The sequence below is a fragment of the Parapedobacter koreensis genome (assembly GCF_900109365.1).
Lineage (GTDB): Bacteria > Bacteroidota > Bacteroidia > Sphingobacteriales > Sphingobacteriaceae > Parapedobacter > Parapedobacter koreensis.
Map to the genome: position 1 here is coordinate 270,941 of NZ_FNZR01000003.1, position 13,768 is coordinate 284,708.

17 protein-coding genes are annotated in these 13,768 nt (G+C 46.2%); 11 read left to right on the forward strand and 6 right to left on the reverse strand.

All coding sequences use genetic code 11. From position 1 onward, the window contains the following. Positions 1-25 precede the first annotated feature (25 nt). Entirely contained in the window at positions 26-1,024 is a 999-nt protein-coding gene (locus BMW65_RS08865) for a 2-hydroxyacid dehydrogenase (RefSeq protein ID WP_090604693.1), read from the reverse strand. 148 nt (positions 1,025-1,172) lie between these two features. Here BMW65_RS08865 and BMW65_RS08870 point away from each other — a divergent pair, with 148 nt between their 5' ends. The 3 genes from BMW65_RS08870 (at position 1,173) to BMW65_RS08880 (ending at position 2,832) form a co-directional block, all read left to right on the forward strand. Then, entirely contained in the window at positions 1,173-1,775 is a 603-nt protein-coding gene (locus BMW65_RS08870; RefSeq protein ID WP_177181063.1) for a TetR/AcrR family transcriptional regulator, read from the forward strand. 94 nt (positions 1,776-1,869) lie between these two features. Continuing rightward, positions 1,870-2,592 carry an SDR family oxidoreductase gene (locus BMW65_RS08875; protein WP_090604696.1) on the forward strand — a complete coding sequence of 241 codons (723 nt, stop codon included), beginning with the start codon at positions 1,870-1,872 and terminating at the stop codon, positions 2,590-2,592. Between the two features lie 6 nt (positions 2,593-2,598). Then, positions 2,599-2,832, forward strand: a complete 234-nt coding sequence (locus BMW65_RS08880) for an MFS transporter (RefSeq protein ID WP_090604697.1) — start codon at positions 2,599-2,601, stop codon at positions 2,830-2,832. Positions 2,833-3,060: 228 nt separating this feature from the next. On the opposite strand, the gene BMW65_RS08885 is transcribed toward BMW65_RS08880, so the two are convergent. After that, on the reverse strand, positions 3,061-3,957 hold the full coding sequence (locus BMW65_RS08885; protein ID WP_090604699.1) for a helix-turn-helix domain-containing protein: 897 nt from the start codon (positions 3,955-3,957) through the stop codon (positions 3,061-3,063). Positions 3,958-4,090: 133 nt separating this feature from the next. On the opposite strand from BMW65_RS08885, the gene BMW65_RS08890 reads away from it, so the two are divergent. Together BMW65_RS08890 and BMW65_RS08895 are read left to right on the forward strand one after the other, a co-directional pair. Then, positions 4,091-5,140: an NAD(P)-dependent alcohol dehydrogenase gene (locus tag BMW65_RS08890; RefSeq protein WP_090604701.1), complete on the forward strand. Its 1,050-nt coding sequence runs from the start codon at positions 4,091-4,093 to the stop codon at positions 5,138-5,140. 136 nt (positions 5,141-5,276) lie between these two features. Then, the gene (locus tag BMW65_RS08895; RefSeq protein WP_090604703.1) at positions 5,277-6,029 is read left to right on the forward strand and encodes an SDR family oxidoreductase; all 753 of its coding nucleotides are present in this window, start codon (positions 5,277-5,279) and stop codon (positions 6,027-6,029) included. Between the two features lie 32 nt (positions 6,030-6,061). On the opposite strand, the gene BMW65_RS08900 is transcribed toward BMW65_RS08895, so the two are convergent. Further along, positions 6,062-6,415: a winged helix-turn-helix transcriptional regulator gene (locus tag BMW65_RS08900; protein WP_245747572.1), complete on the reverse strand. Its 354-nt coding sequence runs from the start codon at positions 6,413-6,415 to the stop codon at positions 6,062-6,064. A gap of 106 nt (positions 6,416-6,521) precedes the next feature. Between BMW65_RS08900 and BMW65_RS08905 the strand changes: the two genes are divergently transcribed. From BMW65_RS08905 to BMW65_RS08930, 6 genes are all read left to right on the forward strand, one after another. Further along, the gene (locus BMW65_RS08905) at positions 6,522-7,265 is read left to right on the forward strand and encodes an SDR family oxidoreductase (protein ID WP_090604705.1); all 744 of its coding nucleotides are present in this window, start codon (positions 6,522-6,524) and stop codon (positions 7,263-7,265) included. A gap of 209 nt (positions 7,266-7,474) precedes the next feature. Then, a complete protein-coding gene (locus tag BMW65_RS08910; RefSeq protein WP_090604707.1) occupies positions 7,475-8,074 on the forward strand; it encodes an SDR family oxidoreductase in 600 nt (199 codons plus the stop codon). 197 nt (positions 8,075-8,271) lie between these two features. Continuing rightward, positions 8,272-9,138, forward strand: a complete 867-nt coding sequence (locus BMW65_RS08915) for an SDR family oxidoreductase (protein ID WP_090604709.1) — start codon at positions 8,272-8,274, stop codon at positions 9,136-9,138. A 3-nt stretch (positions 9,139-9,141) separates the two neighbouring features. Then, complete coding sequence (locus BMW65_RS08920) at positions 9,142-10,038, forward strand: helix-turn-helix domain-containing protein (RefSeq protein ID WP_090604711.1); 897 nt, start codon at positions 9,142-9,144, stop codon at positions 10,036-10,038. A gap of 10 nt (positions 10,039-10,048) precedes the next feature. Continuing rightward, positions 10,049-10,408, forward strand: coding sequence for a cupin domain-containing protein (locus BMW65_RS08925; protein WP_090604713.1), 360 nt, complete (start codon positions 10,049-10,051; stop codon positions 10,406-10,408). Between the two features lie 186 nt (positions 10,409-10,594). Beyond that, on the forward strand, positions 10,595-10,915 hold the full coding sequence (locus BMW65_RS08930) for a helix-turn-helix domain-containing protein (protein WP_317040442.1): 321 nt from the start codon (positions 10,595-10,597) through the stop codon (positions 10,913-10,915). Between the two features lie 18 nt (positions 10,916-10,933). Here the strand turns inward: BMW65_RS08930 and BMW65_RS08935 are convergent, their stop codons facing one another. The 3 genes from BMW65_RS08935 to BMW65_RS08945 all read right to left on the reverse strand — a co-directional run bounded on the left by BMW65_RS08935 (position 10,934) and on the right by BMW65_RS08945 (position 13,765). Next, complete coding sequence (locus BMW65_RS08935; RefSeq protein ID WP_090604715.1) at positions 10,934-11,764, reverse strand: DUF6929 family protein; 831 nt, start codon at positions 11,762-11,764, stop codon at positions 10,934-10,936. A gap of 139 nt (positions 11,765-11,903) precedes the next feature. Continuing rightward, positions 11,904-12,746, reverse strand: coding sequence for an aldo/keto reductase (locus BMW65_RS08940; RefSeq protein ID WP_090604717.1), 843 nt, complete (start codon positions 12,744-12,746; stop codon positions 11,904-11,906). A 161-nt stretch (positions 12,747-12,907) separates the two neighbouring features. Then, positions 12,908-13,765 carry an oxidoreductase gene (locus BMW65_RS08945; protein WP_090604719.1) on the reverse strand — a complete coding sequence of 286 codons (858 nt, stop codon included), beginning with the start codon at positions 13,763-13,765 and terminating at the stop codon, positions 12,908-12,910. Between the last annotated feature and the right edge of the window lie 3 nt (positions 13,766-13,768).

The following is a 13,768-nucleotide window of genomic DNA, read 5'->3' on the forward strand; positions in this document are numbered from 1 at the left end:
CGAACGCCACACGCATGGCAGCGGGCTAAACCACGATAGCAGCTGGATTTTCAGGCTCCAGCCCCTGAGCCAAACGGGAAAGGTTTTTCAGTGTGGTCGTAGCGATTTCCGCCATGGCTTCGGCGGTGAAAAAAGCTTGGTGACCGGTGACCAACACATTGGGAAAACTCATCAGCAATTGGATGGTATCATCATCGATGATGGTGTGCGAAAGGTCGCGGAAAAAAAGCTTGTCTTCCTGCTCATAAACGTCAATGCCGAGATAGCCAATCTGCTTGGATCGCAACCCTTCCAATACCGCTTGGCTATCGATGAGGCCGCCACGGCTGGTATTGATGATCATGACGCCTTTTTTCATCTGCTGTAATGTCGCAACATTGATCAGGTGCCGGGTGCTTTCCAATAACGGGCAGTGGAGCGACAGGATGTCGGCCTGTGCGAAAACGTCATGCAGCGGCAGGTACTGCACACCGAAGCCCTTGAGTTCGTCACTCTCCACGACGTCATAAGCGAGTAGCGTGCAACCGAAACCTCGCATAAGCCGGGCAAAGGCGCGCCCGATGTTTCCGGTGCCGATAATGCCAATGGTTTTTCCGTACAGGTTGAACCCCATCAACCCTTTCAGGGAGAAATTCTGCTCCCGTACCCGGTTGTATGCCTTGTGTGTTTTGCGGTTCAGCGTCAATACCATGGCCAACGCATGCTCGGCAACGGCCTCGGGCGAGTAGGCAGGAACCCGGCATACACGCAGTCCAGCATGCCTTGCGGCTTCGAGGTCAACATTGTTAAACCCAGCGCAGCGTAATGCGATGTATTGTACGCCTTTCTGCGCCAGTACACTAATCACTTCAGCATTCAATTTGTCGTTGACAAACGTGCAGATAGCTGTTGCATGCTCAACCGCGTTGACAATATGCGGGCCAAGATGGGTCTCGTAGTATTCCAATTCAAAGCCAAAAGGTGGATTAAACTGGTCGAAAAACTCCCGGTCATAGGGTTTGGTCGAAAAAAAGGTGACTTTCATGAATTAAAGATACGAAGTATACGGCACGTTATACAAACACCGAGGGAGCACTTCTTGATTTTTTGTAAAATTTCTTGATTAAATTTATTTTAATATACCGTTCGGTTTATTTTTTGCTAATTTTGTAATGAATTTTTACGGAGGCACCATGACGAAAGCGGAGCAAACCAGGCAGTTCATTATCGAGAAATCAGCACCTATTGTCAATAAAAAAGGGATGGCGGCGACATCGTTGACCGATATCATGGATGTCACGCGGCTGACCAAAGGGGGCATTTATGGAAATTTTGACAGCAAAGATGAAATCTGCCAAGCCGCATTTGGCCACCTAAGCGGGCAACTGGCAGCATATTTGGACCAACGCGTGAGCAAGGGGCGTTCGGCCAAAGAAAAATTGTACAACATCTTAGCGTTTTATGAGGGGCGTGAGCAGGTAGAGGGCGGTTGCCCGTTGTTGAATTTTGGTGTAGAGGCTGATGATACCCATCCTGTAGTGCGCGATATGGTCAAACGAGCTATATTGAATGCGCAACGGCGAATAGCGGCGATCATGCAGGCTGGTATCGCCAATGGCGAAATCGCTGCGGAATTGGACGCTGAGGCGTTTAGCGTAAAACTATTTGCGCTTTTGGAGGGTGCAATACTCGTGCGGCGCGTGATGCGAGACAATACACAGATGCGCATGGTGGTGGCGGCCATTAAATCCGAATTTGAAAGATACCTGATGACATCAGCTCCTTCGAGTTCTTAAGCCGGCGAGATCAACTATTTTTTTGTATAATAAAAGACCGTTCGGTCTATTTTTAGTGTATTAATAAATTTTATCATTCAACTTCATTGACAACATGAAAACATCAGGAAACACCATCTTAATCACCGGTGGTTCGGCCGGCATCGGGCTGGCCATTGCCAAACAATTTGCCGCGCAGGGCAACCAGCTTATCATCACCGGTAGAAATCTCGATCGACTGGCTAAGGCTGTAGCCGAATTAAATAATGTGGCGGCGGGACAAGCGAACGTGAGCGCTATCCAGGGCGACGTGGCCGACGCGACGGACGCCGAACGGCTGGTGCAGCAGGTAAAGGCCGACTATCCGCAATTGAATGTGCTGATCAACAACGCGGGAAGCGCTTATGCGTATTCGTTGGATGAAGGCAATACGTTCGATCGTGCTTCGGAAGAAATCTTGATCAACTACTTAGCTATTGCGCGGTTGACCGATTTATTGCTGCCGGTGCTGAAACAACAGCCGGAGGCGGCCATCGTGAATGTCACGTCCATCGTGGCTTTTGCGCCTTTTGCGGGTGTGCCGACGTATTCGGTCAGCAAGGCGGCATTGCACACCTATACGCAGTTGCTCCGCGAGCAACTCAAGGCGGGGCCGGTGCAGGTATACGAATTGATGCCGCCCTTGGTCAATACGGATTTCTCGCAGGCCATCGGCGGTGCATCGGGCATCCCGCCGGAAGAAGTAGCAGCCGAATTATTGGAGGCGTTTCGGGATGGGCAGTTGGATGTGCCGGTGGGGCAAACCAAGGCGGTCTATCAACCGGCTACCTTTGTGTAAAAATTGATGAATAATAGGCAGAACAAGTGGGTGCAACACGGTATTTTGCTGACGGCGCCTTTGCTCACCGTTATCGACGTTTTTATTGTGAACGTGGCTATCCCCGCCATCAAGGCGAGGATCCACGCTTCGGATGGCGAAGTGGAGCTGGTTATTGCGGCATACCTGCTGGGGTACGCTTCCTTCCAGATAACCGGGGCCCGGGCGGGTGATTATTTCGGCCGTAGACGGGCTTTTTAGGTGGGTATGGTCTTGTTTGTACTCGCTTCGGTGATATGCGGTTTAGCTGTTAATGCCGATATGCTCATTGTTGCGCGTTTTTTTCAGGGCGTCAGCGGGGCGTTTATGACGCCGCAGGCGTTGGCGTATCTGCAGGTGTTGTTGCCGCGATTCCGAGTACGGAAAGAAGAGTAAGATAGGTTCCAGAAGGAAATCGTTATCTCTCGGGACGAAAATTAGTGCTGCTGACTATAGGGGTTGTGCTTTCCGGTACAGTTTTGGCGTAAGGCGCTGGTTTTTCTTGAAGAAATGGATAAAATGGGGTAGGTCGTCAAAACCCAAAGACCATGCAATCTCCGAAATGTTCCAATCCGTATGTTGCAGCAGGCTCCGGGCTTCCTGCATGATCCGTTCGGCAATGAGCTGCGACGTCGTTTTTCCGGTGATGGTCTTTAGCGCGTGGTTGAGGTGGTTGATATGCACAGCCAATTGGCTGGCAAATTCCTTGGGATGGCGGAGTTCCATGCGCTGCATGGCCGATTCAATGGGAAACTGCCGTTCCAGTAACTCCATAAAGATTGAGGCAATCCGCATTGAGCCGTTGGAATCTTTGTATTGCTGGCAGGTGGCCGGTTCCAATTTCATCGCGGCGTAAATGAGTTGCAATACCATCGTCCGTAAGGCATCGTATTTGTAGGCGAAGTCCAAGGTGATTTCTTCGAGCATCTGCTTGAAAATGCCTGCGAAATGCTGGAATTGCTCGGGTGTGAGGTGAAAAAGCGGAACATTGCCGGGCTTAAAGACCGGATACTCCCGGATGTTGATGAACTGATCGAAGAATTCTTCGGTAAAGACACAAAAATAGGCTGATTGTTCGGATTCTACATGCTCCCAAGCATACGGGATATTGGGATTGGAAAATAACAGTGCGCTATCGAAATCCATCGTTTTGTCTGCATAATAGAGCTTGGTTTTCCCTTTCAGAAGGCTGATTTTATACAGGCCCTTCCGGTTGTAAGGCTTGCAGTTGAATTTGTCGTCCCGGTTGTGCTGGACGTAAAATATATTGAAATGCCGGACATCCTTGTCCAGCACGCCGGGCATCCACACCCGCTCGTCTTGTTTTAAATCTTCGTGCAAATTCATCTGATAACAAAGGTATGCAATTCCCCGGCAGCTCATTTGCGCTTCTTTGATTTTTACAATTTTTCCTTTGATTTGCCCATTCGCGCCCGCTTCCTACTAGGCTAACTTTGTGCCGTTCATAAAATTAAATCCAATGATAGCAGCGAAAGGATATGCAGCGCAAAGCGCTAACGACACATTGGCTCCCTGGAACTTTGAAAGACGGGACGTGGGGCCGCATGATGTGCAAATTGAAATTTTATACTGTGGGGTGTGCCATTCCGATGTGGCACAGATCAACAACGAATGGTTCCCCGGTATTTTCCCAATGGTACCGGGACATGAAATTGTTGGCCGGGTCATAAACGTAGGGGATCATGTAAAGGGGTTTAAAGTGGGGGATCTGGCCGGAGTGGGTACGCTTGCCAATTCCTGTGGAACGTGTGAACCCTGTACGCATGGTTTGGAGGTTTATTGCGAAAATGGTGTTGTTGCCACTTACAATAACCCGGATAAATACCGGGATAATCTGCCGACCTACGGTGGTTATTCCAATACCATCGTAGCCGATGAATCTTTTACGTTGCACATTTCCGAAAAACTTGATTTGGCAGCGACCGCCCCTTTGTTATGCGCGGGAATCACGACGTATTCGCCACTGAAACACTGGGGAGTAGGCAAAGGCCATAAGCTGGCGGTACTTGGTTTAGGCGGGCTTGGACACATGGCCGTCAAATTCGGCGTCGCGCTTGGTGCGGAAGTGACCATTTTGAGTTCTTCGCCGAACAAAAAGGCAGACGCCGAAAAATTAGGTGCTCATCATTTTGTGGTGACCAGTAACGCAGAAGAAGTCGAAGCAGTGAAATCCTCTTTTGATTTTATCATCGATACGGTGAGTGCAGCACATGACTTCGATTTTTACCTTTCCTTGTTGAAGTTGGATGGCGTGCACATCGTGGTGGGCATTCCGCCCGAAGGATTTGAGATAAAAAACGTGGGGCAGTTGCAACTGGGCCGCAAAAGCATTGTCGGGTCGGCCGTTGGCGGACTTCCCGAAACCCAGGAAATGCTGGACTTCTGTGCCGAGCATAGGATTGTGGCCGATATCGAATTGATAGCTATTAAAGCTATCCATGCCGCTTTTGACCGGATGGTGAAGGGGGATATCAAGTACCGCTTTGTCATCGATATGGCAACGTTGTAGTGACGTTATGATCTGAAACAGTAAAGGAAGAAGCAACCGGCTTCTTCCTTTTTTTGGATAGGTATTTCGGAGATATGGATAATTCGTCCCGGTTTCGTTTGTGGAATTTTGCCATGTAAAATTTAAGAACAATAATATGTCAGAAAGATTAGAAAATACGATTGCGCTTGTAACAGGTGCATCGAGTGGGATTGGAAAAGCAACAGCAATCCGACTTGCTTCGGCAGGTGCAAAAGTAGTGCTTGTAGCACGAAGAATTGAACGCTTAAAAGAATTGGAACAACAAATTAAAAATGCTGGTGGCGAAGCATTTTCCGTTGAAGCAGACCTTACAAATGCAAATGAAGCCGGCGAAGCCATTGCAAAAACAATTGCAAAGTATGGCAGACTTGACACGTTGGTAAATGCGGCAGGGGTTATGAATAACGGAGCCACGCTTGACCGCACGCTTGACGAATTGGAACAAATGATTGCCGTCAATTTGAGTGGTTTACTGTATATCACAAGAGCAGCGTTGCCACACCTCATTGAAGCCGTTGCAACAAGCCCACGCAAAGTTGTGGACGTGGTAAACATTTCATCGGTCGCAGGCCGCTTTGCAACGGCCGGTGTCGCGGTTTACAATGCAACAAAATTTGGAGTAACGGCAGCAACAGAAGCGTGGCGACAAGAATTTACAAGGCAATCCATTCGCTTTTCGGTGGTTGAGCCGGGTGCAGTAGATACCGAACTTTGGGATGAAGATGGTTGGAAAGTCTTTAACAACTTGTTTGGAAAAGTGGAAAGCCTGCACGCATCAGACATCGCGGAAGCCGTTGCCTTTATTGTCACCAATCCAAGGCGTGTAGCAATCAACGAAATCGTGGTAAGGCCCACAGACCAAGCATAAGATGTAATCGTCCGTACTTCGTCTGACAATAGTTATTCTCCGACTATTTTTTTGCGGTGTGTAATTCCCCAATCCGTCAGGTTGTTGATGATGGTTTGTAGCGTTCTTCCATGTTCAGTAAGTTCATATTGAACCGTTATAGGTTGTGTACCTATGACGGTTCGTTTTACCAACTGGTTTATTTCTAATTCTTTTAATTCTTTACTCAACATTCTGTTGGAAATTCCGATTACATCATTTAAAATATCGGAAAATCGTCTCTTATCGTAATAGCAAATAGAAGAAATAATAGAAATTTTCCATTTCCCATTCAGCACGTCCATTGAATCTTGAACGGCTCTCATTTTTTTCTTGCGTTTCTCTTGGAAATCTTCTGCTGGACACATGGTAATGTTACTTGGTTACACCGATGTTACTGTTATTTTTCAGTACAAAGTTACTAAAAATAACTTTACTAATCTACCTTTGTGCCATTAAATAAGCTAAATAAAAATGGATTTTACAAATAAAAACGTAGTCATTACAGGCGGTAGCACAGGGATTGGATTTTCAACCGCAAAAGCATTTATCAACGCAGGAGCAAATGTTTGGATAACAGGAAGAAGTGCTGATAATTTGCAAAAAGCAGCAACAGAAATTAACAATCCGAAATTGAAAACGGTCGTTTCGGACACTTCAAATTTGGCAGGAATTACGGTTTTAGAAAAAGCGATTGCTGAAAGTGAACGTAAATTGGATGTTCTTTTTCTGAACGCGGGAATTGCCTCATTTGCACCAATTGAACAACAAACAGAATCCGATTTTGATGCACAATTCAGTACCAATGTAAAAGGACCTTATTTTGCATTGCAAAAATTGCTTCCACATTTGAACAACGGAGCTTCGGTACTGTTTACTTCATCAACCGTTGCAACTGCTTCAACTATTGGAACCAGCGCATATTCTGCCACTAAAGGAGCATTAAATAAAATTGCCCAAATTGCAGCAAACGAATTGGCAGAAAGAAAAATCAGGGTAAATATCGTTAGTCCCGGACCAATTAACACACCGGGGTTAGATAGCGTTGCATCTACTGATGCTAAGGATTACTTAGCTGCTTCAACAGCTTTGCAAAGATTGGGCAGTCCTGATGAAATTGCAAATACCGTTTTATTCTTGGCTTCTGAGAACGCCAGTTACATTGTAGGAACAGAGGTATTAGTGGACGGTGGTTTCACCAACTACGCACGGAAATAATTGTTTCAAAAGTATACGTTTCATTCAAATCCCTGTTTCTTCCAAAAGCAGGGATTTTTTGTTGCTTCAAAAGGCTTCACCAAGAAAAATCCAAAATTGCATTGAAAGTCACACGCAAGCAACAACTTTTTTGGACACTCATTTCAGAGATTTGGATAACGCTCGCCTATTTCGTTTGCAGAATTGTGCCGTAAAAAACAAAATTCAAAATGGCAAAGAAAACAACAAACGAAATTTCAAACGTCAAACAAGAAAGCAAAACCTACGATGAAAAACGTAGAGATGCAATCAAAGGTGTAGCCCTTGCAGGGTTGGCAACAGCATTTTCGCCTGCAATATCATTGGCTCAAACTGTAACAGGAAACACAACCGTGGAGCAGCAAAGCGACCCGCTAATTGACCCTCGTACCCGGTTTGCAAACGATCAACCACCGCAAAGACAAGAGGTCGTGATGAAACCCGGAAGTGCCATTGTGTTTACCAATTCGGTTACATCCTTCCTGCCTTCTGAAGCGTTTATGGATTACAGTGCTACGAAAGGTTTTCTTTCGGCGTTTACCATTGCGCTGGGTAAACAGGTTGCTCATCGTGGCATTCGTGTAAACGGTGTTGCCCCCGGTGCGGTTTGGACACCCTTGCAGATTTATTTCGGTGCGCCTGACACCAACGTTCAAACCCTTAACAACATTACGCCAATCGGACGTATGGGGCAACCTGTGGAAATGGCTCCGCTCTACGTCGCTTTGGCGGAGGGAACAAACAGTTTCACGACAAGTACCACGTGGTCTGCATCGGGAGGTCGTGTTTAAAACTTTACAGCATAAATGAGAATGTTGGACTGTTCCTTTGTGCGCACAACCCGACTGCCGTCGTAACCGCATCATTTGACAACGTTAGCATAGAGCGACGAAAAGGTCAGCCCCAAAAACTATACAATAATCCTTTTTTTGTATAATCTGACGACAGACAAAGATTTGACCTTTGCACTAACAAAATTTCAAAGAAAATGCAAAGTGAAATCAAGTATGTTTTAATAACAGGTGCTTCCACAGGAGTTGGACGAGCAACAGCTATCACACTTTCAAAAAACGGTTATCACGTTTTCGCAGGTGTAAGAAACGAACAAGACGGACAAGCTTTACGAAAACTATCGCAACAAATTGAGCCCATTATTTTGGACGTAACAAAAGCAGAAGACATTGAAAATGCTTTCCGGCTTGTTTCAGAAAAATGCGGAAACAACGGACTTTATGCGTTGATAAATAACGCAGGTATCAATTACATTGACCCATTTGAAAACACACAGGAAGAAAGAGCAAGATATTTAATGGAAGTGAATTTTTTCGGTATGTGCAAAATGATGCAAACTTTCTTGCCTTTGTTGCGTCTGGCGACAAAAGACGGAACTGCAAAAATCGTAAATCTTTCATCTATTGGCGGTGCAATCGGTTTGCCTTGGGAAAGTTATTATCACGGTGCAAAATTTGCCGTTCTTGGAATGAGTGAAGCACTGCGTTTTGAGTTCAGAAAACAAAACGTTTATGTTTCCTGCATTATGCCGGGTGGTATCAAAACCGACTTTATGACCAAATTGAAAAGTGATGTAAACAAATCCCTTTCCAATTTAAAACCCGAAAATCCTGCATACTATAAAACAGGTTTGGAAACAATGATAAAAGCGTCCGAACAATTTGGTGATAAAATTGCAACAACACCAGAAAAGGTTGCAGGCACAGTTCTTAAAATATTGAGCAAAAGAAAACCAACGTTTAAATTTGTAATCGGCATCGACGGAAAAATGATGTATTTTATGAGTAAGTTCATACCAAGCACAGACAGACACATGTTACTAAGAGGACAATTTGGTGCGTAAGAAATGGAAACAATTACAGAAATAAACTCAATCAATCAACTTCATCAGTTGTTAGGCTACGAAAAGCCAAAGCACCCGCTTGTTTCGGTAGTTGATTTTTCCAGAATTCAGCCGAGTGAAATGCTGCTTCAATCAAAGTGTGTATTGAATTTGTATCTCATTTGTTTGAAAATTGACAATCCAAAATCGTTTCAATACGGCAGAAACCATTACGATTACGAGGAAGGAACCATGTTGTTTCTGTCGCCACGACAAGCGTTTGCGTTAAACGCACCCGAACAGCAAAACGATTATACAGGTTGGGGTTTGTTTTTTCACCCCGACTTTGTTCTTAATTATCCGTTGGCAAACAAGATTAAAAACTTTTCGTTTTTCTCTTACCATGTAAGCGAAGGTTTGCACCTTTCGGAAGATGAAAAAGCAACTGTTACAAACATTGTAGAGAACATTCAAAAAGAATACAACAACAATATTGACCAATACAGCCAGGACGTGATTGTGACGGCAATAGAGCAACTTTTAAATTATTCGCAGCGCTTTTACGGACGGCAATTCATCACACGAAAAAAGCAAAACAGCGACCTTGTATCACGGTTTGAAAAGCTGATCACAGATTATTTTTCAAATAACGAAAATTTACCGTCGGTTGAATTTTTTGCCGATAAACTTAACTTGTCGCAGGGTTATCTTTCCGACCTTTTGAAAAAAGAAACAGGCAAAACCACAAAAGAGCATATTCAAATTCAAATCATTGAAAATGCAAAGTATCGTTTGCTCAATTCTAACGACACCGTAAGCGAAATTGCTTATTCATTGGGCTTTGAATATCCGCAATATTTCAATCGGCTTTTCAAACAGAAAACAGGAATGACACCGTTGGAATACCGACAACTCAATTAAAAACAAGAAAATGGACAAAGTAATTTTAGCGGAAAAATTTCCGTTGTTTTCAGAATATTGGTCGCCCAAAATTGTAGGCGAACTCAACGGACAAAACGTAAAACTTGCAAAATTCAACGGAGAATTTGTTTGGCACAAACACGACTATGAAGATGAAATGTTTTTTGTTGTAGACGGCGTATTAAAAATTGAATTTCGGGACAAGACCGTTACGCTGAACAAAGACGAGTTTTTAATTGTTCCCAAAGGTGTAGAACACAAGCCTGTTGCTGAAAACGAAGTTTTGGTCATGTTGTTTGAGCCAGCAACGACACTCAACACAGGCAACACAGAAAACGAATTAACAAAACACCAATTGGATTGGATATAAAACATTGGGCGAACTTAAGTTTGTGGCAGTAAAGAACACAGTTTTTGGGGTTTGCCTAAACCAATGCCCCCATTAGTAAGCATTTACCGATATAACGAAGATTTTAAGGCCCAGCCAATATTACCCGAATACCGCAATCGTTAATTCATTACACGCAAAGTTGCCAACAATGAAATTTTAATCCGTTTGGAAAACCTGTTGAATGATTGCGTTTCCGATAAAAACCTGGCGGAAAAGGGGTTGCCAACGGTGCAGTTCATTTCAAACCAGCTAAACGTTTCACCGAATTATTTGAGTGATATGCTGCGCAGTATTACCGGGCAAACCACACAACAGCACATTCATAACAAGCTCATTGATAAAGCCAAAGAATTATTGACTACAACTAATTTATCCGTATCCGAAATTGCCTATCAATTGGGTTTTGAATATCCGCAATCGTTCAATAAGTTATTTAAGAAAAAGACGGATGTTTCACCGTTGGAGTTTCGGCAGTTGTTTAACTGAAGGATGACCGGACTATGATCAGCGACTAACCGTCAACTGATAAAGCGTAGATTCCACTGTGCCATTGTCGGGATCTTCACAAAGGAAAAATGTCAGGCTATCGGTACCCTGCTTGACGAACGTAATTCCCTCGAATTTATGTGTAGGGGAAATTACCGTATAGTCTTGCAAGGTGAGGTCGGGCAACGAAAGCCTGCCGATCAGAGTGCCGCATACGGCCCCGTCATGGTATATCGACCCGGCGTCTTCGGCGGCAGCTAAGAAGTACACCATGTCATCCAGCGCAATGGCATCAGTGAAAGCGGCCTGTACACCCTTCAGTTTTGGCAGCTCAACGGGGATGAATACCGTATCCCGGGCTGCAGCATCCAGTTTGAAGACGCCATTCATGTGGCTTGGGCCGTTCCCGCGGTTGAAAAGGTAGGTCTGTCCATCACGGTGAATAGCCCCTTCGACGTTGAAATCTTCTTCAACCAATCCCGATTGCTCCCGGAGGCGGGAATAAAGATGGGTCAGATCTTCCGCAGTATCCGGCTGTTGGTTATTGATGCCAAGCGTAATTCGAAGGTTCCGTTTCCCATTGTCGCTTGACCCCGACCCATAGACGTAAACACGGTTCTGATCTACAGCCATGGCCTCAAAATCCCGTTTCTGTTTTTTGGGTAGCCTTTCATGTATACTATCCGCAACGAGCAATGTCTTGCTAAGCGAATCTGCGGATAGGGAATAGTGATACAGGTAATTGCTGTCGTCAGAAATGAGGTAAACCGAGTCATCCCGGTAAAATATTCCCGATGCGGCACCTACGCCGATGATGGTTGCCACTACTTTTAATAGAAAATCGTTCATGCTGGCCTGTTGGACGACTTGTCTTTTATCAAAAACAGTGCCTTATTATCTTGGTGGCAGACAATAAAACCAGCGGATAGGTGGTATAACTGTAAATCCCGCCATCCGCTGGTTTATTCACCTTAGTTGCGCATCTTCGCTAAGCGGTCAAGCTTGCTACATCTTCGTCGGACAGCTCGACTTTCACCGCTGCCAGGTTTTCCTGCAAGTGCTGCAAGGATTTGGTGCCCGGGATGAGCAGGATGTTGGGCGACCGTCTCAGCAGCCATGCCAACGCAACCTGGGCCGGAGTCGCTTGGTATTTTTCAGCCAATGCACCGATTTTATCCTGCAATTTGCCAGGGCCGGAAGCCAACGGAAACCAAGGAATGAAGGCAATGCCCCGCTCAGCCGTATAGTCGACTACTTCTTCCCAACTGCGTTCGGCCAGGTTGTAGAGGTTTTGCACGGAGACGATGGGCACTACCTGTTGGGCACGCTCGATATCGGCTATGCCTGCTTCCGAGAGGCCTACATGGAGGATTTTTCCGGCTTTCACGGCGTCGGCCACTGGCCCGAGCGTTTCCTCGATGGGTACGTTGGGATCCACGCGGTGGAGTTGCCACAATTGGATGACCTCCTTGCCCAGCCGTTGGAGGCTGCCGTCGATGGCCTGGCGGATGTGCTCCGGCCGGCCATTGACGGGCCATTGGTTGGGGCCGGTGCGCTCCAAGCCACCTTTGGTGGCTACGACGATGTCAGAATATTGGGATGACAGTGCTTCCCGGATGAGCACTTCATTGGTATGCGGGCCATAGGAGTCGGCTGTGTCGATGAAATTGACACCCGATTCCACTGCCGAAAGCAATACACGCTTGGCAAGTTCGCGGTCGGGTGCGTCGCCCCATACACCGGGACCGGTAAGCTGCATGCCGCCGTAGCCCATGCGGTTGATTTCCAGTTCGCCGCCGATTTTGTACGTGAGTGATGTTGTTGTAGCCATGATGATTTATTTATCTATTAAACTAAGTTTTTGTATTTGATATTGTTTCTCAAGAGGAGCACACAAAGGTCGGCAATTGAGAACTGCAATTTTGCAGGAAAGAAGTAACGATTTTTATGAAAATCAACTATCTTACGTTGCCATGACCTTCGCGATGGATGTCAGCCTTCCGAATCCGGGAAATCGGCACCGATTGTTACGTCTTTCCATGCGTCAAAATCGGCTTTCAGCATATCCAGCTTTCCATTGGCCAGTTCATAGGCGGCTTTCCCAAGCAACAGACGGAGCGGCGTGTTGTCGGATTCCACGGCTTTGATGATGGCTTCTGCGCCTCGTGCCGGGTCTCCCTTTTGTTTGCCGCTCCCCGCAAAGCTGGTGGTCATGCGCACGCCCACCGTGGGTTCATAGTCGGCTATCTGCAACGACGTATGCAAGGACGAACGGCCCGCCCAATCGGTACGGAATGGCCCCGGTTCGACAAGCAATACCTTGATACCAAGGGGGGCGACTTCAATGGAAAGGGTTTCCGACAGCCCCTCCACGGCATATTTCGTGGCATGGTAGAAGCCAGTTGCCCCGAAAGAACGCAACCCCCCGATGGACGAAAGGTTTACGATATGTCCCTTGCGCCTCCGGCGCATGCCCGGCAGCGCGGCTTGTGTTACCTGGATTAACCCGAAGACGTTGGTTTCGAATTGCGCCCTGATTTTTTCATCTTCTCCTTCTTCAATGCTGGAGAAATAACCGAACCCGGCGTTGTTGACCAGCACGTCGATGCCGCCGAAGGTTGCCTCTGCTTGGGCAATCGCTTCTTTCACCTGTTGCTTTTCGGTCACATCCAAGGGCAGCACGATACTTTGCTGCTCATAGCCGGCAACGAGATCGCGCACCTTGTCCGTATTCCGCGCAGTCACCGCCACGCGATATCCTTGTTCCAGCAATTGCTTAACCAGTTCTCTACCAAACCCGGTAGAACACCCTGTGATGAACCATACGGGTTTTTCTTGTGTTGTTTCCATGAT

Bases quoted from the DNA above. Each gene is read 5' to 3' on its own strand.
- BMW65_RS08870 (WP_177181063.1), top strand. From the start codon at position 1,173: ATGACGAAAGCGGAGCAAACCAGGCAGTTCATTATCGAGAAATCAGCA.
- BMW65_RS08900 (WP_245747572.1), bottom strand. From the start codon at position 6,415: ATGTGTCCAGCAGAAGATTTCCAAGAGAAACGCAAGAAAAAAATGAGA.
- BMW65_RS08890 (WP_090604701.1), top strand. From the start codon at position 4,091: ATGATAGCAGCGAAAGGATATGCAGCGCAAAGCGCTAACGACACATTG.
- BMW65_RS08895 (WP_090604703.1), top strand. From the start codon at position 5,277: ATGTCAGAAAGATTAGAAAATACGATTGCGCTTGTAACAGGTGCATCG.
- BMW65_RS08935 (WP_090604715.1), bottom strand. From the start codon at position 11,764: ATGAACGATTTTCTATTAAAAGTAGTGGCAACCATCATCGGCGTAGGT.
- BMW65_RS08920 (WP_090604711.1), top strand. From the start codon at position 9,142: ATGGAAACAATTACAGAAATAAACTCAATCAATCAACTTCATCAGTTG.
- BMW65_RS08940 (WP_090604717.1), bottom strand. From the start codon at position 12,746: ATGGCTACAACAACATCACTCACGTACAAAATCGGCGGCGAACTGGAA.
- BMW65_RS08875 (WP_090604696.1), top strand. From the start codon at position 1,870: ATGAAAACATCAGGAAACACCATCTTAATCACCGGTGGTTCGGCCGGC.
- BMW65_RS08865 (WP_090604693.1), bottom strand. From the start codon at position 1,024: ATGAAAGTCACCTTTTTTTCGACCAAACCCTATGACCGGGAGTTTTTC.
- BMW65_RS08915 (WP_090604709.1), top strand. From the start codon at position 8,272: ATGCAAAGTGAAATCAAGTATGTTTTAATAACAGGTGCTTCCACAGGA.
- BMW65_RS08880 (WP_090604697.1), top strand. From the start codon at position 2,599: ATGAATAATAGGCAGAACAAGTGGGTGCAACACGGTATTTTGCTGACG.
- BMW65_RS08945 (WP_090604719.1), bottom strand. From the start codon at position 13,765: ATGGAAACAACACAAGAAAAACCCGTATGGTTCATCACAGGGTGTTCT.
- BMW65_RS08905 (WP_090604705.1), top strand. From the start codon at position 6,522: ATGGATTTTACAAATAAAAACGTAGTCATTACAGGCGGTAGCACAGGG.
- BMW65_RS08925 (WP_090604713.1), top strand. From the start codon at position 10,049: ATGGACAAAGTAATTTTAGCGGAAAAATTTCCGTTGTTTTCAGAATAT.
- BMW65_RS08910 (WP_090604707.1), top strand. From the start codon at position 7,475: ATGGCAAAGAAAACAACAAACGAAATTTCAAACGTCAAACAAGAAAGC.
- BMW65_RS08885 (WP_090604699.1), bottom strand. From the start codon at position 3,957: ATGAATTTGCACGAAGATTTAAAACAAGACGAGCGGGTGTGGATGCCC.